This window comes from Pyxidicoccus fallax, assembly GCF_012933655.1.
Classification (GTDB): Bacteria; Myxococcota; Myxococcia; order Myxococcales; family Myxococcaceae; genus Myxococcus; species Myxococcus fallax.
Genome location: NZ_JABBJJ010000142.1, coordinates 12,397 through 30,279 on the forward strand (window position 1 = coordinate 12,397; position 17,883 = coordinate 30,279).

At 70.3% G+C, this 17,883-nt stretch carries 15 protein-coding genes; 12 read left to right on the forward strand and 3 right to left on the reverse strand.

Translation table 11 applies throughout. From position 1 onward, the window contains the following. Nucleotides 1-193 precede the first annotated feature (193 nt). The 5 genes from HG543_RS27415 (at nucleotide 194) to HG543_RS27435 (ending at nucleotide 7,527) form a co-directional block, all read left to right on the forward strand. The gene (locus HG543_RS27415; RefSeq protein ID WP_169347827.1) at nucleotides 194-745 is read left to right on the forward strand and encodes an SLOG cluster 4 domain-containing protein; all 552 of its coding nucleotides are present in this window, start codon (nucleotides 194-196) and stop codon (nucleotides 743-745) included. A gap of 133 nt (nucleotides 746-878) precedes the next feature. Continuing rightward, complete coding sequence (locus HG543_RS27420) at nucleotides 879-1,280, forward strand: hypothetical protein (protein WP_169347828.1); 402 nt, start codon at nucleotides 879-881, stop codon at nucleotides 1,278-1,280. A 19-nt stretch (nucleotides 1,281-1,299) separates the two neighbouring features. Then, nucleotides 1,300-5,559 carry an AAA family ATPase gene (locus HG543_RS27425; RefSeq protein ID WP_169347829.1) on the forward strand — a complete coding sequence of 1,420 codons (4,260 nt, stop codon included), beginning with the start codon at nucleotides 1,300-1,302 and terminating at the stop codon, nucleotides 5,557-5,559. A 55-nt stretch (nucleotides 5,560-5,614) separates the two neighbouring features. Then, the gene (locus HG543_RS27430; RefSeq protein WP_169347830.1) at nucleotides 5,615-6,205 is read left to right on the forward strand and encodes a tetratricopeptide repeat protein; all 591 of its coding nucleotides are present in this window, start codon (nucleotides 5,615-5,617) and stop codon (nucleotides 6,203-6,205) included. 80 nt (nucleotides 6,206-6,285) lie between these two features. Continuing rightward, a complete protein-coding gene (locus HG543_RS27435; RefSeq protein WP_211194206.1) occupies nucleotides 6,286-7,527 on the forward strand; it encodes a type 2 periplasmic-binding domain-containing protein in 1,242 nt (413 codons plus the stop codon). Here the strand turns inward: HG543_RS27435 and HG543_RS27440 are convergent. After that, entirely contained in the window at nucleotides 7,517-8,995 is a 1,479-nt protein-coding gene (locus HG543_RS27440; RefSeq protein ID WP_169347831.1) for a B12-binding domain-containing radical SAM protein, read from the reverse strand. The genes HG543_RS27435 and HG543_RS27440 overlap by 11 nt on opposite strands. A 188-nt stretch (nucleotides 8,996-9,183) precedes the next feature. On the opposite strand from HG543_RS27440, the gene HG543_RS27445 reads away from it, so the two are divergent. The 4 genes from HG543_RS27445 (at nucleotide 9,184) to HG543_RS27460 (ending at nucleotide 11,609) form a co-directional block, all read left to right on the forward strand. After that, nucleotides 9,184-9,693, forward strand: coding sequence for a GNAT family N-acetyltransferase (locus HG543_RS27445; protein ID WP_169347832.1), 510 nt, complete (start codon nucleotides 9,184-9,186; stop codon nucleotides 9,691-9,693). Next, the gene (locus tag HG543_RS27450; RefSeq protein WP_169347833.1) at nucleotides 9,690-10,112 is read left to right on the forward strand and encodes a hypothetical protein; all 423 of its coding nucleotides are present in this window, start codon (nucleotides 9,690-9,692) and stop codon (nucleotides 10,110-10,112) included. The genes HG543_RS27445 and HG543_RS27450 overlap by 4 nt, the downstream gene beginning before the upstream one ends. Before the next feature lie 67 nt (nucleotides 10,113-10,179). Then, on the forward strand, nucleotides 10,180-10,848 hold the full coding sequence (locus HG543_RS27455) for a TetR/AcrR family transcriptional regulator (protein WP_169347834.1): 669 nt from the start codon (nucleotides 10,180-10,182) through the stop codon (nucleotides 10,846-10,848). Beyond that, entirely contained in the window at nucleotides 10,845-11,609 is a 765-nt protein-coding gene (locus HG543_RS27460; protein WP_169347835.1) for an SDR family oxidoreductase, read from the forward strand. The genes HG543_RS27455 and HG543_RS27460 overlap by 4 nt, the downstream gene beginning before the upstream one ends. 14 nt (nucleotides 11,610-11,623) lie before the next feature. Here the strand turns inward: HG543_RS27460 and HG543_RS27465 are convergent, their stop codons facing one another. Beyond that, nucleotides 11,624-12,448 carry an ATP-grasp domain-containing protein gene (locus HG543_RS27465; RefSeq protein ID WP_169347836.1) on the reverse strand — a complete coding sequence of 275 codons (825 nt, stop codon included), beginning with the start codon at nucleotides 12,446-12,448 and terminating at the stop codon, nucleotides 11,624-11,626. 63 nt (nucleotides 12,449-12,511) lie between these two features. On the opposite strand from HG543_RS27465, the gene HG543_RS27470 reads away from it, so the two are divergent. The 3 genes from HG543_RS27470 to HG543_RS27480 all read left to right on the forward strand — a co-directional run bounded on the left by HG543_RS27470 (nucleotide 12,512) and on the right by HG543_RS27480 (nucleotide 16,886). Continuing rightward, entirely contained in the window at nucleotides 12,512-12,883 is a 372-nt protein-coding gene (locus HG543_RS27470) for a hypothetical protein (protein WP_169347837.1), read from the forward strand. A gap of 347 nt (nucleotides 12,884-13,230) precedes the next feature. Then, nucleotides 13,231-16,302 (forward strand): hybrid sensor histidine kinase/response regulator, encoded by a 3,072-nt coding sequence (locus tag HG543_RS27475; RefSeq protein WP_169347838.1) that lies wholly within the window; start codon nucleotides 13,231-13,233, stop codon nucleotides 16,300-16,302. A gap of 41 nt (nucleotides 16,303-16,343) precedes the next feature. Beyond that, nucleotides 16,344-16,886: a YceI family protein gene (locus HG543_RS27480; protein WP_169347839.1), complete on the forward strand. Its 543-nt coding sequence runs from the start codon at nucleotides 16,344-16,346 to the stop codon at nucleotides 16,884-16,886. A gap of 4 nt (nucleotides 16,887-16,890) precedes the next feature. Here HG543_RS27480 and HG543_RS27485 read toward each other — a convergent pair. Beyond that, on the reverse strand, nucleotides 16,891-17,883 hold a 993-nt coding region (locus tag HG543_RS27485), incomplete at its 5' end, for an endonuclease/exonuclease/phosphatase family protein (RefSeq protein ID WP_211194207.1).

Sequence of the window (17,883 nt, forward strand, 5' to 3'; positions counted from 1 at the left end):
CAGCGCGGGAGCGACCCGGGCTTCCGGACGTCTTGCAAGTGTCAATTCCATCTCTGTCCGCGGGTGGATCCTTCCATCGGTGAACGCCGGACGGCACCCCTGTCCGGGACTGAACCCGTTGCGACGGGAAGACGGGGCCAGCATGGAAGAAGCTGGGGTCCGGGCCGGTCATAGCGGCGGAGGTGTGGAGGCCATGCGCAGGGAACGGCGGATCATCGGCGTCTTCGGATCAGGCAAGGAGGAGCACGCGGAGTGGGTCGTCCCGCTGGTCCGGTGGATCGCCGAGGCGGGCTTCGACCTGCTCACCGGCGCGGGCAGCGGCGTCATGCGCGCGGCGGCGGACGCCTTCGTCCAGGTGGAGGGCCGGCGGGGTATCTCCATCGGCATCGTCCCGGGCACCGTGGAGGACGGCGAGTACCGGCCGCGCCCCGGCTACCCCAACCCCGGCGTGGAGCTGGCCATCTACACCCACCTGCCGCTCAGCGGCGAGCAGGGCACGGACCCGCTCAGCCGCAACCACATCAACGTCCTCACCCCGCACGCGCTCGTCGCCCTTCCGGGCGGCGCGGGCACCGCCTCCGAAGCCAGCTTGGCGCTCCGCTACGGCAAGCCCGTCATCCTCTACGGCCCCTCGGACGCCTTCCGCCGCTTCCACTCGGACCTGGAGCGCACCGAATCCCTGGAGCGCGTGGCCGAGTTCATCCGGGATGCCGTCCGGGAGCCGGGCCGCTTGTCCGCCCATTAAGGCCTGATTCCGGGGACTTCGCGGGTTGACGCGACGCGCACGAACCGCGTCGACAATGCGTTTACAATGGTACAGAGAGGAAACGGCTGGAACCGCTCAAGAAAAGGGCGGCCGGCCCGTCTCTCGTGCCGCCATGATCAGTCCGCAACACCCGCTCGCCAGCTGGTTCCTCGTGGTCTCGGTGGCCTTCTTCCTGTTCGTCTACGCGCTGCCGCTCTTCCTGATGCCGCTGCGGTGGTCGCGCTGGTTCGGCTGGAAGCCGCAGGAGGGGAACACGGACCTGACGGTGTACTTCGGCCGGTGCCTGGGCGCGGTGGCGCTGGCCATCATCCTCACGGTGGTGCGCTACATCCCGGACCCGGGGAGCCAGCCGGCGCTGTTCGACCTCATCGGGCTGGTGTGCCTGGGCATGGTGGTGGTGCACGTCTGGGGGTGGGCCCGCAAGGCGCAGCCGCTGTCGGAGACGGTGGAGATCTTCTTCTACGCGGTGGTGGGCGTGGTGGCGGCGTACATCCGCTTCGGGATGCTGAGCTGACGGAGTAGCGAGCGCGCTCATGCTGCCGGCGAACCCCGACCCCATCCTCGCCTCGCTGGTGCCGTTCATCCCCGGCGCCGTGCTCCGCCGGCTGGAGCACACCGAGGCGCACGCGCTGCCGTCGGTGGAGCCGGTGCGGGGGGCCATCCTCCTGCTGGACATCGCGGGCTTCACGCCCATCGTCGTCAGCCTCAGCGGGGGAGGGCCTCGCGGCATCGACGCGCTCCAGCGGCTCCTGACGAGCTACTACACGGAGATGATCGACGTCGTGAAGGACCACGGCGGCGACATCTACCAATTCGCCGGGGACTCCATCCTCGCCGCCTTCGAGCCCTCGCCGGGCGAGGATGACTCGGCGGTGGTGCAGCGCGCGGCCCGCTGCGCGCTAGGGGTGCAGCGGCGGCTGGCGCGCTTCGCCCAGCTGGAGCTGATGGGGCAGCGCTTCGGCGTGTCGTCGCGCATCGGCATCGGCTTCGGCGAGTCGCACCGCATCGTGCTGGGCACGACGGGCATGTGGATGCACCCGGCGCTCATCGGCCAGCCGCTGGAGCAGGCGGTGAAGGCGGAGAAGCAGGCCACGGTGGGCGAGGTGGTGCTGAGCGCCGAGGCCTGGGCGCTCTTGCCCGACGGCGTGCGCCGGGGCGAGGCGCGAGACGGGGCCTTCCGCCTGGAGCAGTCCGCGCCGCTCCCGTCCCGGCCGCCGCCGGCCTTCGCGCTGGCGGGCGGCGACGACCTCATCGGCCGCTGCGCGCTGCTGCTGCACCCGGTGCTCTTCACGAAGATCACCACCGCGCACCAGGAGTTCAGCAGCGGGGACTTCCGAGACCTCACCTGCTTCTTCCTGCGCTTCACCAGCGCGAGCCCGCCGTCCCGGGCGGAGGAATTCACCCGCGAGCTGAACGCCTTCTACGAGTACGTCCAGCGCGAGAGCGCGCACCACGGCGGCGTGCTCCTGATGACGGACTTCACGGACAAGGGCAACGTCCTCTACGTCATCTTCGGCGCGCCCACGGCCCTGCAGAGCAAGGAGGTGCTGGCCAGCCGGCTGGCGTGCAAGATTCTGCGCGAGCGCGACAACTTCCCCTTCGTGCAGGAGCTGCAGATTGGCATCGCCACCGGGCATGCCTACTTCGGGGAGATGGGCTCGCCCTGGCGCAAGGGCTACTCCGCGCTGGGCGAGGTGGTGAACATGGCCGCCCGGCTGATGACGCACGCGCGGGGCACGGGCATCCACGTCGACCAGAACACCGAGCGCAAGCTGCGGCAGAACGGCTTCGACACCGCCTTCGTGGAGAACGCGAAGCTCAAGGGCGTGTCGCGCTCGGTGCCGGTGTACCGGCTCGAGGCGGAGGTGCGCCGCAGCCTGTTCATCAAGGGCAAGGGCGACATCGTCGGCCGGCGCGGGGAGCTGGAGACGCTGCGCACCGCGGTGGAGGAGTCCATCACCGGCAGCGGCCGCATCTGCGTGGTGTCCGGCGAGGCCGGCATCGGCAAGTCCCGCCTGGGCGCCAAGGTGGTGGAGGAGGCGGAGGAGCGGGGCGCGCGCAGCCTCTACGGCATCTGCTACTCGTACGAGATGTTCACCCCCTTCTTCCCGTGGAAGGAGGTGCTGGTCCAGGTCTTCGGGCTGCACGAAGGGGACGACCTCGACACACAGGTGGTGCAGCTCCGCCAGGGCTTCGAGGGCCTGGAGGACACGGGCCCCGAGTGGATTCCGGTGCTGGCTGGCATCCTCGGCGTGGCCCTGGAGGAGGAGCCCGTCACGCGCGAGCTGGACGCGCGGCAGAAGAACCAGAAGGTCTTCCAGATCATCCTCCAGCTCCTGGAGAAGCAGTCCCGGCAGACGCCGCTGCTGCTGTTCTTCGAGGACCTGCACTGGGCGGACAACATCTCCGTCGACCTCATCGAGTACGTGGCGGCGCGGCTGGGCTCGCTGCGCGTGACGCTGCTGGTGACGATGCGGCCGGGCGACCCGTTGAAGAACCTCAAGGGGCTGCCCGGCCTGCACCGCATGGACCTGTCCAGCCTGGACGACGAGGACACGCGGGCGTTGTTGCGGCTGCACCTGCGCATGGACCCGCCGGACACGGCGCTGGAGGACATGCTGCTGGCGAAGGTGCAGGGCAATCCGTTCTTCGCGGAGTCCATCGTCCAGGGGCTGGTGGAAGGCGGCTACCTGGGCCCGGTGTCACCGGGGGCCGAGCGGATGGAGCGCAAGCGCGGGCTCCAGGCGCTGGAGCTGCCGGACAGCATCCAGGACGTGGTGCTGGCGCGCATCGACCTCCTGAGCGAGACGGAGAAGCTGGTGGTGAAGGTGGCTTCAGTCATCGGCCGCATCTTCACGCTGGAGGCGGTGGCGGAGCTGGCGCCGGGCTCGATTTCCCAGGCACGCATCCGCGAGGCCATCGACACGCTGACGAAGCTGGGACTCATCCTGCTGGAGATGGAGGAGCCCTTCACGTGCATCTTCAAGCACATCGTCATCCGTGACGTGGCGTACAACACGCTGCTGGTGTCCGCGCGCGAGGACCTGCACCGCCGGATGGCGCACTTCATCGAGGCGCGGGCGGGGGACAACGCGGCGAAGTCGGCGGGTATCCTCGCGTACCACGCGCTCGCCGGGAACGACGAGGTCAAGGGGCTGGAGTACACGCTGATGGCGGCGCGCAGCGCGCGCGAGCAGTACGCCAACGACGACGCCATCCACCACTACAACCGCGCCATGGAAATCCTGGGCGGCACGCTGGCGCTGCCCCCGGAAGAGGTGCTGCTCAAGACGCGCAAGGTGATGCAGGAGCTGGCGGAGACGCTCCTGCAGGCGGGCAACTACGCCGGCGCCATCCACATGTTCGAGCAGTGCCTCGCGGACGAGGAGCAGGAGTCGGCCAAGGCGGAGATCCACCTGGGGCTGGGGCGCGCGCACCAGGAGAAGGGTGAGTCGACGCGGGCCATCTCGGAGCTGGAGACAGCGCTGGTGCTGATGGGGCGCACGATGCCGCGCAACCTGGCGGCGCTGGCGCTGCGCACGGTGCTGGCGCTGGGGCTGCACCTGCTCTACGGGCTGTTCCCCTGGCTGGTGCGGCCGCTGGGCGCGCGGCTGCCGCTGTACCTGAAGCAGCTGTCCACGCTCATCTCGCTCATCAAGATCTACTACTTCGCGGACATCGGGAAGCTGACGTGGGCGACGCTGGTGGCCGCGACGATGGCGGAGCGCTCGCGCAGCGAGTACGGGATGAGCCTGGCGAGCAGCTACTACGGCTCGCTGCTGTTCGGCTCGGGGTTGCTGGGGCGCTCGGCGAAGTGGTGTCACCGGGCGCTGGAGCACGCGAGGCGCTCGCGGGACACGGGGGCGGAGGGCATCGCCCTGAGCCGGCTGGCGACGCTGCACATCTTCACCAACGAGCAGTCCCGGGCCACGCAGTATGGCGAGCAGGCGGTGGCCATGCTGCGGCAGGTGGGGGACATGTGGGAGGTGCAGACGGGGCTGATGATGCTGGCGACGAGCCAGTTCCTGACCTCGCGCTTCGAGGACGCGGAGCGGGCGTTCCGGGAGATGGGGCGGGTGGGGGTGGCGCTGAACGCGCTGATGCACCAGGGCTGGTCGCACGCGTGGGTGCCCATGTGCCGCTACCTGCGTGGTGATGGAGACGTGGCGGAGCTGTGCGCGGAGCTGGAGGAGGGCCTGCGCATCAGCATCGAGGTGCAGGACCTGGCGAACCAGTGCGCGAGCCTGAACCACCTGGTGAATGTGGCGGTGCGGGAGCACCAGGTGGAGGAGGCGGCGCTGATGGCGGTGCGTGCGGACGAGGCGCTGTGGCGCTACCACGTGCTGGTGCCCTTCCTGCAGATTGGCCTGGTGGACGCGGCGGAGGGGGCGCTCTTCGCGCTGGAGCAGGGGGCCACGTCGGTGCCGAAGGAGCAGCTCTGGGCCATTGTCCGGCGCTGCGCGTTCAAGGCGCGGGCGCTGGGGAAGATGTATCCGTACCTCCGGGGTCCGGCGCTGCGGGTGACGGCGCGGGCGAAGGCGCTGAAGCGTGGGGGCAGGGCGGCGGAGCCGCTGTTCCTGCGGGCGCTGAAGGTGCTGGAGGCCACGCCCAACCGCTGGGAGCTGGGCGTGGCGTACTACGACGCGGCGGTGGCGCTGCCGCACCGGCGCGCGGAGTTCCTGGCCCAGGCGAGGCAGATCTTCACCGTCCTTGGCACGCAGGCGGAGCTGCGGCGCGTGGAGCGGCTGGAGGCGGAGTCCGCCACGGCGGAGCAGGCGGTAGCGGCCGTTTGAAGGAAGACACACGGCCCGGTGTCATGAATCGGGTCCTGCCGCGTCGCTGGCCATCATGAACGCCAGGATAAAGCCTCAGACGACTGCCACCCGGACCGGCGCGGACCTGACGGTCGCCGAGAGACGCCGCGTCTCACGGCAGGTGGAACGGCACTTCTCGAAGCAGGAATGGAAGGAGGCGGAACGGTTCCTCCGGGAAGTTCTACGACGGTGTCCGGAGGACCACTGGCTCATCTCGCAGCTGGCGGAAGCCGTCTACGAGCAGCGCCGGTACCGCGGGGCGCTCCAGCTCCAGCGAAAGGCCTACGGGTTGGCCCCCAGGTGCCCGATGGTCCGCTTCGGACTGGCCACGGCCGCCGCGGCCTGCGGTGAGACGCGGCAAGCCCGGAGGCTCTTCCAACTGCTGACCCGGACACGGCCCGAGACACTGGCGACGGGCGAGTGCGGAGAGGGACTCCGGTGGGCGAGGGGACTCATCGCGGACGCCCAGTACCGCCTCGGACGGCTCGCGGAGGACGAGGGCCGGAAGGCGGAGGCCCGGCGCCGCTACCAGAAGTACCTCCAGCTCGTGGAGCGTCCCGCGCTCAGTATCGAGAGCCGACGGAACGTCCAGGCCCGGCTGCGAGCCCTATCGCGGACCCCGTAGTCACCCGCTCATGCTATTCCTGTTTTGCTGGTTGAAGACAGGTCTGCATTCGCGGCCCTGACATCCGGAGGTCCATTCACGTGAGCGCACATGCATCGAAGTCCCTGGGAATCCTGACGGCTGCTGTCCTCTCCCTCGCCGGTGCCCATACCGCGCAAGCCCAGACGGAAGGACGCGTCACCCTGCGCGTCCCCATCTACCCCTACATTCCAGACGCGGCGGGTGATCAGTTCGCATCCCTCCTCACGCGACTGGAGACCGAGTTCGAGCAGCAGCATCCCGACGTCGACCTCGTGCTCAACCCCTCGTGCTTCCAGGACGACTTCTACGAGCCGTCCACGATTGCGCGCTCCCTGAAGGGGGAGGGCGAGTGCGCCTACGACGTCATCGAGACGGACACGGTGATTCTGGGAGAGCTCGTCGCCACCGGCGCGGTGAGGCCGTGGTCCCGGCTGCCGGAGAACGTCTTCTGGCACCCCGCCGGTATCGCCTCCTCGTTCCACCAGGGGAAGCTCTACGGCATTCCCCACTGGCTCTGCGGCCACTTCGTCATCTCGCGCGACGAGGACGTGCGCCGCGCGAGGACGGTGAGCGACCTGCTCCAGGCGCTGGAGGCCCGGCAGACGCCGGCGCCCGACATCGCCGGGGACCTGCTCGGGAGCTGGAACCTGCCCGCCCTGTACCTCGATGCCTGGGCGGACACGAACGGCGCGAGGCGCATCGAGTCCGCCGTCACCACGTCCCACTATGACCCGAGCGCGCTCGACGGCCTGCGCCGCGTCACCCAGGCCTGCGAGACCAACGGGGCCAACCCCTGCGTGGACGGCACCTACAGCGACAATTTCGACCTGGCCGCGACGCTCTTCGCCCAGGGGCAGGCGGACGCCACCCTGGGCTACTCGGAGCGCCTGCACACCATCCTGAAGAACCTGCCCGAGGGCCAGAGCGCGTCCGACATCAAGCTGTCCTCCGCGCCCCTGGGCGAGGGCGACCGTCCCATCCTCTTCACGGACTCGTACTTCCTGTCGGTCCGCTGCACCGGCGCCTGCGAGCAGGCGGCACGCAGGTTCGTGGACTACATGAGCCGGCCGAGCACCTTCGAGTGGATCCTCATGAGCGAGGATGCTCCGGCCGGAACGCGGGTGCCGCGCTACCTCGTGCCCGCCACGCTGGATGCCTTCGCGACGCCGAAGGTCCGCAGGGACCCGTTCTATCCCAGCATCGCCCTGGAGGTGCTGGACGGCATGCCCTTCCCCAACGAGGGCCTCCTGGACATCCGCCGGCAGATGCGTGACGACATCCTGGACGCCATCACCCGGTAGTGGCCAACGTGAGGGCACGGTGGGCCGTCGCGCCTTCCGTGCCCGTCGCGGGCCCGGTGAGCTGCTGCGGCCGCAAGCCCAGCGCCTGCATCTGCCGCGCGTCCCACTCCTCCAGCGCGTCCTGACCGGCGATGTACCGCCGCGCCTTGTTCTTCACCGGGTTGCGGATGCTCAGAATCTCCGGCCCGGAGAAGAGAATCGTCTGCTTGTACCGCGGTATGTCGCTCATCGTGAGCTTGGACCAGTAGTGCCGGGCGATGTTGGGCAGGCTGCCCAACTCGAGGCACAGCCGGTTGAAGTGCTCCACGACCTCGGACGGGTGGAGGTGCTTCGGCCGGTGGCAGAGGGTGTAGCCGTCGTAGTCGCGGCTGATGGTGCCGGGCAGCAGCCGTCCCTCGGCCTGCAGCTCGCGGAAGAAGGGCGTCTCCGGGTACGGACAGACGATGCCGAGGAAGGTGACGGAGAAGTACTTCAGGTCCGCGAGGTACGTGGGCAGCTTCTCCAGGTACTCGTTGGTGTCGCCGTCCGAGCCGACGATGAGGCCGAAGGACAGGAGGATGCCGGCGGCGAAGACACGGCGGATGACGGCGTCCACCTCGGCCAGCTTGTTCTGTCCCTTGTTCATGGCCTTGAGGGACTCGGGGTTGAGCGACTCCAGGCCCGTGTACACGTAGCGGCAGCCGGCCTTCGCCATCAACTTCACGAGGGCCTCGTCCTTGAGGACGTTGAAGGTGAGGGCGCAGCCCCACGTCTTCTTCAGGGGGATGAGCGCCTCGCACAGCTCGCGCAGGTACTTGGGCGAGCCGCCCAGGTTGTTGTCGAGGAAGATGAACGCGTCATCCATGAGCCCCAGGAAGTTGGGGTTCCAGCGCATGCGCGTCTGGATTTCGTCGATGACCTGGGGAATGGGCCGGTAGCGGTAGCGCTCATTGCCGGTGAGGACGCAGAAGTTGCAGGAGAAGGGGCAGCCGCGGGACGCCTCGATGCCGGGCAGGCGCAGCTTGTTGTGGGTGAAGTCGATGAGCTCGTAGCGGTACGGGCGGATGGCCGCGGCGCCGAGCGAGGGCCGGTTGTAGAGGGACTGGAGCTGGCCCTTCTCGAAGTCCTCGATGAGGGCGGGGACGTTGGCCTCGGGCTCGCCGGTGATGACGGCGTCGAAGTAGTCCTTCGCGTCGTCGGGGAAGTAGCTGGCGTGGCGGCCGCCGGCCACCGTCTTCATGCCGCGCTGGCGGAAGAGGGTGGAGAGCACCTTGGTGTGCTCGTAGTAGGAGTGCAGGTACGAGAAGAAAACGAGGTCCCAGTGGCGGTCCAGGGGGATGTCCGTCTCCTTCTCGTTGAAGATCTCCACCTCCGCGTGCTCGGGGCACAGGCCGGCGATGAGCTCCGGCACGGAGGACTGCATGATGGAGGGCTCTTTGACGCGAAGCCGGGTGGGGTGCGTGTACGTGGCGATGACGGCGATCCGCATGCGGGGCGTGGCTCCGAAACGAGGCGTCACGGCGGCGGCACGAGTGCTGAGGAAGGACTCAACGGTACGGCTCCCCCTCTCCGCCTGACCGTGGTCTCCAGAATCCCCCGCGGTCAGCCGCTTGGCAAAATGCCAACCGCGTGGCCAGCCACTTGGCAGCGTGACCACCGCGTGGGATGCGAGGCCGCATGTCCCAAGAGAAGACCGCCCCGTCCTTCCAGGTGCGTCCCGCCTCCGAGGCGGATGCACCGGTGCTGCTGGCACTGCTCCGCGAGTTCGCGACACACGAGGAAAGCCTTCAATCCATGTCGGCCACGGAACCCCGGTTGCGAGAGGCGCTCGGGGCGCGTCCTCCGCTGCTGCGCGCGGCGCTGGTGGAGGGCCCGGAAGGGGCGGTGGGGTTCGCGACGTACACGGTGGACTTCATGACCTGGGCGAACTCGCGGGTCATCCGGCTGGATGACCTGTACGTGCGCGCGAGCGTGCGGGGGGCGGGGCTGGGGCGCGCGCTGATGCGGCACCTGGCGGAGGTGGGCACGGCGGAGGGGATGCCGGTGCGCTGGGAGATGCGCCCGGACAACGCCTCCGCCCGGGCCTTCTACACGCGGATTGGCGCCCTGGCGCGGGAGAAGACGGTGTTCCGCTGGATGCCGGACGCGATGCGGCGGTTCCTCGCGGAGACGGAGCCCCTGGCGTGACGGGCGTGGACCCGGACGCCCTGCGGAAGCTGAATGCCTTCGTCGCCGAGACGAACGTCAAGGACTTCGGGCTGCGCTGGATACAGGCGGGGAGCTTGTACGTGGTGGGCAGTGAAGACCTCTCGTACTACCACCAGGTGGAGCTGGTCTTCGAGGACTTCGCCCACGTGAACCTGCCGAGGGAGTTCTCATCGCCTCGCCTCCGGCTGGCGTCCGCGCACGAGGCGCTGGCGCCGGCCCACCTGCGGAGCGACCCGGAGCTGTCGACGTTCGTCTTCGAGACGCCGGATGCTCCGGGAGGGGTGTTCTTCGTCTGTGCCTGTCGGCTCCGGATTGAGTACGGGATGGCGTACCACTACCGCAGGACGCCCCTTCAGCCGGGAGAGCGCATCGCCCCCTGGGTGGACCAGGCCGGATGAGGATGCCGTAGCGGCGGTGACCTGGACTTGCAAATGCGACCGCGCGGTCATATGACCGAGCAGTCGCATGCCAACCAACACCTTCTTCCGCCTCCCCGAGGAGCGCCGCGAGCGCCTCGTGAACGAGGCCATCATCGAGTTCTCCGAGCGCAGCTACACGGAGGCGTCGCTGTCGCAGATTGCCCGCCGCGCGAGCATCCCCAAGGGCAGCGTCTATCAGTACTTCGAGGACAAGCTGGACCTGTACCGGTGGCTGCTCACCGAGGAGGCCCCCCGGCGCAAGCGTGAGTTCATCGGCGCCGCGCCCCGGGAGGAGGACTTCTGGGCGCGCCTGGAGACGTTCATCGAGCGGGGCATGGCCTTCCTCGTGGAACACCCGCGTCTCGCCCGGCTCTCCGCCTCCGCCGCCGCGCCCACCGCCGTGGTGGAGGTCCGCGGCCTCTACAAGGCCATCTGCGACGCCGGCCTCGCGGAGCTGCGCGCCGTCCTCGCCGAGGGCGCCGCGAGCGGGGACCTGAAGACGTCCGACCTGGACGTGGCCACGCGCTTCGTCTCCACCCTCATCGGCCCGGGCCTCACGGACGTCATCCTCCAGGAGCTCGGCGCCGAGCTCCACGAAGTCCTCGCTTCGGACAACCTCCGCAAGCGCCTCAACTCCAGGCGCCGTCGGGCCCTCGCCCAGCAGACGGTCCTCTTCATCCGCGACGGCCTGGGCGCGGAAGGAAAACGCAAGTGATTGCCTACGACTTCTCCAACAAGGTCGCCCTCGTCATCGGAGGCACCTCCGGCATCGGCCTCGCCACCGCCCGGGGCTTCGCGCGCGCGGGCGCCGCGGTCGTGCTCGCCGCCCGGGGCGAGGACGCCGGACAGAAGGCCCGCGCCGAGCTGGAAGCCCAGGGCGCCAGAGTCCTCTTCGTCTCCACCGACGTGGCCGACGAGTCCTCCGTGAAGCACGCCGTGGACGCCACCGTGAAGCACTTCGGCCGGCTCGACTTCGCGGTGAACAGCTCCGGCGCCGGGGGCGACCTGGCGCCACTGGAGCAGGCCAACCAGGACGTCTGGGACAACGTCATGACCATCAACGCCCGAGGCGTCTGGCTGGCGATGCGCCACGAAATCCCGGCCATGCTCGCGTCGGGCGGGGGCGCCATCGTCAACGTGAGCTCCATCTACGGCCTCGCGGGCCGGCCCGCGCACCACGCGTACGTCGCGTCGAAGCACGCGGTGGTGGGCCTGACGCGCTCGGTGGCGCTCGAGTACGCCACGCGCGGCATCCGGGTGAATGCCCTCTGCGCGGGCGTCACCCGGACGCCGGCCATGCGGCAGGCGGAGGCGTACGTCCCGGACGTCGTCCAGGCGCTCGTCAACGAGCACCCCATGAAGCGCATGGCCACCGAGGAGGAGGTCGCCGGCGCCGCGCTCTGGCTGTGCTCCGATGCCGCCGGCTTCGTCACCGGCACGCCGCTGGCGGTCGACGGCGGCTTCCTCGCCGCGTAGAGGAAGCCGCTCCGTCAGCGCCGCAGCCGCTCGCGCAGACACTCCGCCAGCTCCTCGCGCAGCAGCTCGGGGAAGCCGGACAGGCCCGGGGTGTCATTGCACTCGAGCAGGACGAACTCGCCCTCCTGGGTCTCCAGGAAGTCGAGCGCGACGATGTCCGCGCCCAGGTGCTCCCGGGCGCGGCGCGTGTACTCGACCAGCTCCCGGGGCGGGTCGATGACCTGGTGCTTGCGCGTGTGGACGTTGGCCTTCCAGCCCGCGCCCTCGCGGGACATGGCCCAGAAGCACTCTCGGATGGCCAGGCAGCGCACGTCGCGCCGGTAGTCGATGAACGGCTCGACGACGGCGTAGTCGTTGGCGGCGAACAGCAGGTCCGCCACCTCGAACCACTCGGCCTCGGAGCGCACGAGCGCCTTGCCGTAGCCGCCGTGGTGGTTGCCCACCTTGACGACGAACGGCGTGGGGCGCGCGATGCGGCGGACCATGTCGTCGCCGAGCGCCACGTCGAAGGGAATCACGGGCAGCCCCGCGGCGCGCAGCTCGGCGAGCATGGACAGCCGGTCCTGGCACCGGGCCAGCGTGGCCGCGGGATTCACGCAGGGCACACCGCTCAGGCGCAGCACGTCCAGCACCGTGCGGTGGCGCGGGTCCGGCCGGATGGCGCCCACGCGCCAGAAGACGCCGTCCACGCGGAGGGCGGCCTCGCGGTTGATGCACCACAGCTCGCCGTCGCGCAGCACCCACGCGGAGTCCTGGAGCCGCCGGGGCACGACGTCACAGTCGGGGAAGTAGCTCTGCCAGTACTGCTCGCCGTTGATGACCGCGATGGTGGGACGCATGGGAAGGGGAAGCTTGATGGATGTGGGCGCCCGGGGCCACCATGGCCCCGGGAGGTGAAGCGGTTGGCCTACGAAAGCGACGAGCAGTTCCTGTCCCAGTTCCCGGAGGGAAGCTCCCAGCGGGAGTTCCACGAGACGATGCTCGGCGTGATTCGGAGCGTGCCGTTCCCGATGACGAAGCGGGCGGGCTTCGCGCTGCAGTGGTTCCTGCGCTACGCCGACGTCGTCATCGGAGACTTCGACACGCGGGCCCACCCGGCCGCCGGCTCGAACCGCGAGGACGCGGAGCTCGTGAGCCACGTCTTCGCCCAGGTCAACCCGGAGCCGGACTGGTGGCTCGACTGGTTTCGCGAGCTGAGCCGCGAGGAGCTCGACGAGGCCACCTTCCAGCTCTGGCGGGAGGCCTTCGAGCGCCGGGGGCGTGTGCTGCTCTGACGGCTCGCGGGAGACATGCCGCGAGCGACGCGAGCCATCGCGGGCACCTGACATCCGAGGGAGCAGCCCCCGGACACCCGACTCGCACGGAGCGTGTTGGCCTGACGTGCACCCCTCCGCCTGTCTTCCCGGCCGGCGCTCTCATCCGGGTGGACAGCCGTTGGAGTTCGGAACATGACACCGACTTTCACGATGGTGCACCGCGCAGCCGCCTGGGTGCCCTGCGGGGCAGCGGCTGTGTCCTCCGCGAATTACGCATGTACCCGCGAGTCCGCGGGCACCTGTAGGTCCAAGAGGACGCACGAGACGTCGGGTTGGCAGCGACCCTGCGAGGGAGACCGAGGACGATGGAAGAGCGAGCCAGGGACGAGGCGCCAGGGAACGGGGGAGCGGGGTCCGCCCGGGAAGCCTGGCTGGATGCCCTGGGAGGCCACAGCGAGCTGCGCGAGCTCATCCGTGCGCGGGACTGGGAGTCCACGCCGGTAGGCCCGCCGTCCACCTGGCCGCGCAGCCTCAAGGTGCTCGTCAAGACGATGCTGGCCTCGCGCTTCCCCATGATTCTCACCTGGGGGCCGCACCTCACCCAGTTCTACAACGACGGCTACTCGAAGCTCATCGGCTCCAAGCACCCGGCCGCGCTCGGCATCGACATCCGCGTCACGCTGGCCGAGGCCTGGGACACGCTGGGCCCCGTCATCCAGGACGTCATGCGCACCGGCGTCGCGAGCTGGCTGCCGGCGCTGCTGCTGCTCCTGGAGCGCTCGGGCTACCGCGAGGAGTCCTACTTCGACGTGTCCCACGCCCCCGCGGAGGACGACTCCGGCGCGGTGGTGGGCATGCTCGCGGTGTGCACCGAGGTGACGCAGCAGGTGCTCTCGCAGCGGCGCCTGCGCCTGTTGCGAGACCTGTCCGCCCGCGCCGGGGACACCCGCAGCGTGGAGCGCACCTGCGAGGACGCCATCGCCGCCATCGCGGGCAATCCGCTGGACGTGCCGTTCGCGCTCCTCTACCTGCGCGCGCCGGACGGCCAGCGGCTCGTGCGCGTCGGCGCCCTGGGCCTGCCGGAGGACGACGGCGTCAGCCCGCCTTCCGTGGACCTCGCGAGCGACGGTGACGCGGTGTGGCCGGTCGCCCGGGCGCTGGCGGGCGAGACGGTGCGGGTGGACGACGTCGAGCGCCGCGTCGCGCTGACGGGCGGCCCCTGGGGCGACGCGGTGCGCACGGCGCTGGTGATGCCACTGGCCTCCGAGGGCAACGCCGCGCCGCTGGGCGTCCTCGTGCTGGGGGTGAGCCCCAACCGGGCGCTCGACGAGGGCTACCACTCCTTCTTCGAGCTGCTCGGCGGGCAGGTCTCGGTGGCGCTGCGCAACGCGCGGGCCCACGAGGAGGAGCGCCGCCGCGCCGAGGCCCTGGCCGAGCTGGACCGGGTGAAGACGGCCTTCTTCAGCAACGTGTCGCACGAGTTCCGCACGCCGCTCACGCTGATGCTGGGACCGGTGGAGGACCTGCTCGCGTCGCGGCGCCTGGGGGACGCGGAGCGCAAGGAGCTGGAGCTGGTGCACCGCAACGCCATGCGGCTGCTCCGGCTGGTCAACACGCTGCTGGACTTCTCGCGCCTGGAGGCGGGGCGCATCGAGTCGAGCTTCGAGCCCACGGACCTGTCGTCCCTCACGGCGGACCTGGCCAGCGGCTTCCGCTCCGCCATCGAGCGCGCGGGGCTGGTGCTGACGGTGGACTGCCCGCCGCTGCCCGAGCCCGTCTTCGTGGACCGTGAGCTGTGGGAGAATCTCGTCCTCAACCTCCTGTCCAACGCGCTCAAGTTCACCTTCGAGGGCTCCATCTCCGTGCGCGTGCGTCAGGAGGGCGGGCAGGCCGTCCTCCAGGTGGAGGACACGGGCACGGGCATCCCGAAGGCGGACCTGCCGCGCCTGTTCGACCGCTTCTTCCGCGTGAAGGGCTCCCGCGGGCGTACCCACGAGGGCAGCGGCATCGGCCTGTCGCTGGTGCGCGAGCTGGCGCGGTTGCACGGCGGCGACGTGCGCGTGGACAGCGAGGAAGGGCAGGGCACCACCTTCACCGTGACGCTGCCCCTGGGCAGCGCCCACCTCCCCGCAGACCGGCTGCGCGCGACGCGAGGCCAGGACTCCACGGCCACCCGGCCCGCCGCCTTCGTCGAGGAGGCGCTGCGCTGGCTGCCAGACCGCGGTGAGGGAGGCGTCACCCCCGCGCGGACGCCGCGCGTGGAGGGCGCGGACGGCGACGCGAGGCGCGGACGCGTGCTGGCCGTGGACGACAACGCGGACATGCGCGAGTACATCGCGCGCGTGCTCGGCACGGTGTTCGACGTCGTGACGGCGGAGGACGGCGAGGCGGCGCTGGAGGTCCTCGCGCGGCAGGGCCCCTTCGACCTCGTGCTGACGGACGTGATGATGCCGAGGCTGGGCGGCTTCGGGCTGCTCAAGGCGCTGCGCGAGGAGCCGAGCACGCGTCTGTTGCCCGTCATCATGCTGTCGGCGCGCGCGGGCGAGGAGGCGAGCGTGGAGGGGCTGGAGGCCGGCGCGGACGACTACCTCGTCAAGCCCTTCTCCGCGCGCGAGCTGGTGGCGCGGGCGCGCTCGGCCATGGAGCTGTCGCGCATGCGCGGCGAGGTGCTGCGGCACGAGGTGGCCGAGTCACACCTGCGCGAGGCCGTGCGCGCGCGCGACGACTTCCTCTCCGTGGCGAGCCACGAGCTGAAGACGCCGCTGACGGCCTTCCGGCTGCAACTGGAGCTCATCGAGCGCAACCTCAGCCCGGAGGCGCGCACACACGTGGGGGACCGCATCCTCTCCGCGGGCAAGCAGGTGAGCCGGCTGACGGCGCTGGTGGAGAACCTGCTGGACGTGTCGCAGCTGGCCTCGGGGCGGCTCAACCTGTCGCTGGACGAGGTGGACCTGGGCGCGCTGGTGGCGGACGCGGTGTCGCGGCTGCGCGACGAAATCGAGGGCGTGGGCTCCTCGCTGACGCTCCACCTGGAGGTCCCGCTGACGGGCCGCTTCGACCGGCTGCGCATGGACCAGGTGGTCACCAACCTCCTGCAGAACGCCGTGAAGTACGGCGCGGGCACGCCCATCGAGGTGCGCGTGGAGCGCGTGGCCGGGGCGGCGCGCCTGTCCGTGAAGGATGGCGGCATCGGCATCGCCGAGGTGGACCATGCGCGCATCTTCGGGCGCTTCGAGCGGGCGGTGTCCGCGCGCCAGTACGGCGGCTTCGGCCTGGGGCTGTGGATTGCCCGGCAGGTGGTGGAGGCCCACGGCGGCACCGTCTCCGTGAAGAGCAAGCAGGGCAGGGGCGCCACCTTCATCGTCGAGGTTCCACTGCGTGACAGGCCCGGCGAAACCCGCGCTCCGCCCTTGAACGAGGGACGCGGCGCCCCCTAGAAGCAGGTTCAGGTCGTTCACTTCAGCTTCGAGTCCTCGCCATGCCTTCGTCGGTCACCACCTGGAACATCGACCCCGCGCACTCCTCCATCCTCTTCGTGGCCCGCCACATGGTGGTGGCGCGCGTCCACGGCCGCTTCGAGCGGCTCTCCGGCACACTCAAGGTGAATCCGGATTCACCCACGCTGGGTGAGGTGGAGGTCAGCGCGGACACGGCGAGCATCTACACGGGCGCGCCGGACCGGGACGCGCACCTGCGCTCGCCGGACTTCCTGGACGCGGACAACGCCCCGAAGCTCACCTTCCGCAGCACGAAGGTGGAGCCCACCGGCGGCTCCTCCTTCCGGCTGCTGGGAGACCTCACCATCCGCAACGTCACCCAGCCGGTGGCGTTCGAGGCGCGCCACACCGCCACGTCCAAGGACCCGTGGGGCAACACCCGCCTCATCTATACGGCGCGCGCCACCATCAACCGCTCGGACTACGGCATCCGCTGGAACAAGACGCTCGACAACGGCGGGTGGCTCGTCGGCGAGAAGGTGGACATCGAGCTGGACATCCAGGCCGTGCCCGTCAAGGCCTGACGGCTCAGCGCGCCGGCAGGAAGTCCGCGGACACGGCGGCATGGTCCGAGCCGCCGTAACCGCCTCGTGCGTCGCGCGCGGCCTTGAACGAGCCGGGCACGTAGGCGCCTCCGTCCCGGGCGAGGTACAGGTGGTCGATGGCCTGACGGTCCCCGAAGTAGGAGTACGTCCACGTCTCGCTGGCCGGCCGGTCGCTGGAGACGCGCAGCAGCACCCCGTCCCGCTCCAGGGCGTCGAGCGGCTCGGAGCCGGGCACGTCGTTGAGGTCGCCTCCGAGCACCACGAGCGCGCCGGGGGACTCCCGCACGGCGTCGGCGACGATGGCGCGGGCCGCATCCGCCTCGGCGTAGCGGCGGCCCGGGTCGTCATCCACCTTGGAGCGGAAGTGCGCGGAGAAGACGACCGTCTTGCCGCCCGGCGTGTCCAGGTGGGCCTCCAGCAGCTCGCGGGAGAAGCGCGTCGTGCTCCCATCCGGCCGGGTGAGCACCCGGTCCCGGTGGCCGCGGTAGGAGATGATGGGGTGGGCGGACAGCACGGCCACGTCCACGGAGGCCGTGCCGCCCGTCTCGCCCAGCAGCGAGCGGCGGATGGCCCCGGTGTCCTGGTATCGCGGCAGCCGCGCCGTGAGCGCGTCGAGTGAGGCCTGGGTCTCCACCTCGCCCAGCAGCACCACGTCCGCGTCGAGCGCGTCGATGGCGCTCGCGAGCCGGTCGGCCTGGGCGGCGAACGCCTCATCCGAGGGCAGCGCCTCGTAGCTGCTCCCACCGCACTGGCCCGAGTGACACACGGTGTCGAAGAAGCGGTGCACGTTGAAGGCGGCGATGCGCAGGCTGCCCTCGGGACGGACGATGGGGACCTCGGGCGTGCCGCAGTCTCTGGTGGAGCAGGGGTCCTCGGGGGCGAAGTCCGTGTCCCGGCCCTGGCAGCCGGCGAGGGAGAGGACGAGGCCGAGCAGCGTGGCCACCCGGCGGAGAAGGGGACGGGAGTCGCTGGGGTG

What these genes read in the sequence shown, in the direction of transcription:
- HG543_RS27415 (WP_169347827.1), top strand. Translation starts at nt 194, where the DNA reads ATGCGCAGGGAACGGCGGATCATCGGCGTCTTCGGATCAGGCAAGGAG.
- HG543_RS27420 (WP_169347828.1), top strand. Translation starts at nt 879, where the DNA reads ATGATCAGTCCGCAACACCCGCTCGCCAGCTGGTTCCTCGTGGTCTCG.
- HG543_RS27425 (WP_169347829.1), top strand. Translation starts at nt 1,300, where the DNA reads ATGCTGCCGGCGAACCCCGACCCCATCCTCGCCTCGCTGGTGCCGTTC.
- HG543_RS27430 (WP_169347830.1), top strand. Translation starts at nt 5,615, where the DNA reads ATGAACGCCAGGATAAAGCCTCAGACGACTGCCACCCGGACCGGCGCG.
- HG543_RS27440 (WP_169347831.1), bottom strand. Translation starts at nt 8,995, where the DNA reads ATGCGGATCGCCGTCATCGCCACGTACACGCACCCCACCCGGCTTCGC.
- HG543_RS27445 (WP_169347832.1), top strand. Translation starts at nt 9,184, where the DNA reads ATGTCCCAAGAGAAGACCGCCCCGTCCTTCCAGGTGCGTCCCGCCTCC.
- HG543_RS27455 (WP_169347834.1), top strand. Translation starts at nt 10,180, where the DNA reads ATGCCAACCAACACCTTCTTCCGCCTCCCCGAGGAGCGCCGCGAGCGC.
- HG543_RS27465 (WP_169347836.1), bottom strand. Translation starts at nt 12,448, where the DNA reads ATGCGTCCCACCATCGCGGTCATCAACGGCGAGCAGTACTGGCAGAGC.
- HG543_RS27475 (WP_169347838.1), top strand. Translation starts at nt 13,231, where the DNA reads ATGGAAGAGCGAGCCAGGGACGAGGCGCCAGGGAACGGGGGAGCGGGG.
- HG543_RS27480 (WP_169347839.1), top strand. Translation starts at nt 16,344, where the DNA reads ATGCCTTCGTCGGTCACCACCTGGAACATCGACCCCGCGCACTCCTCC.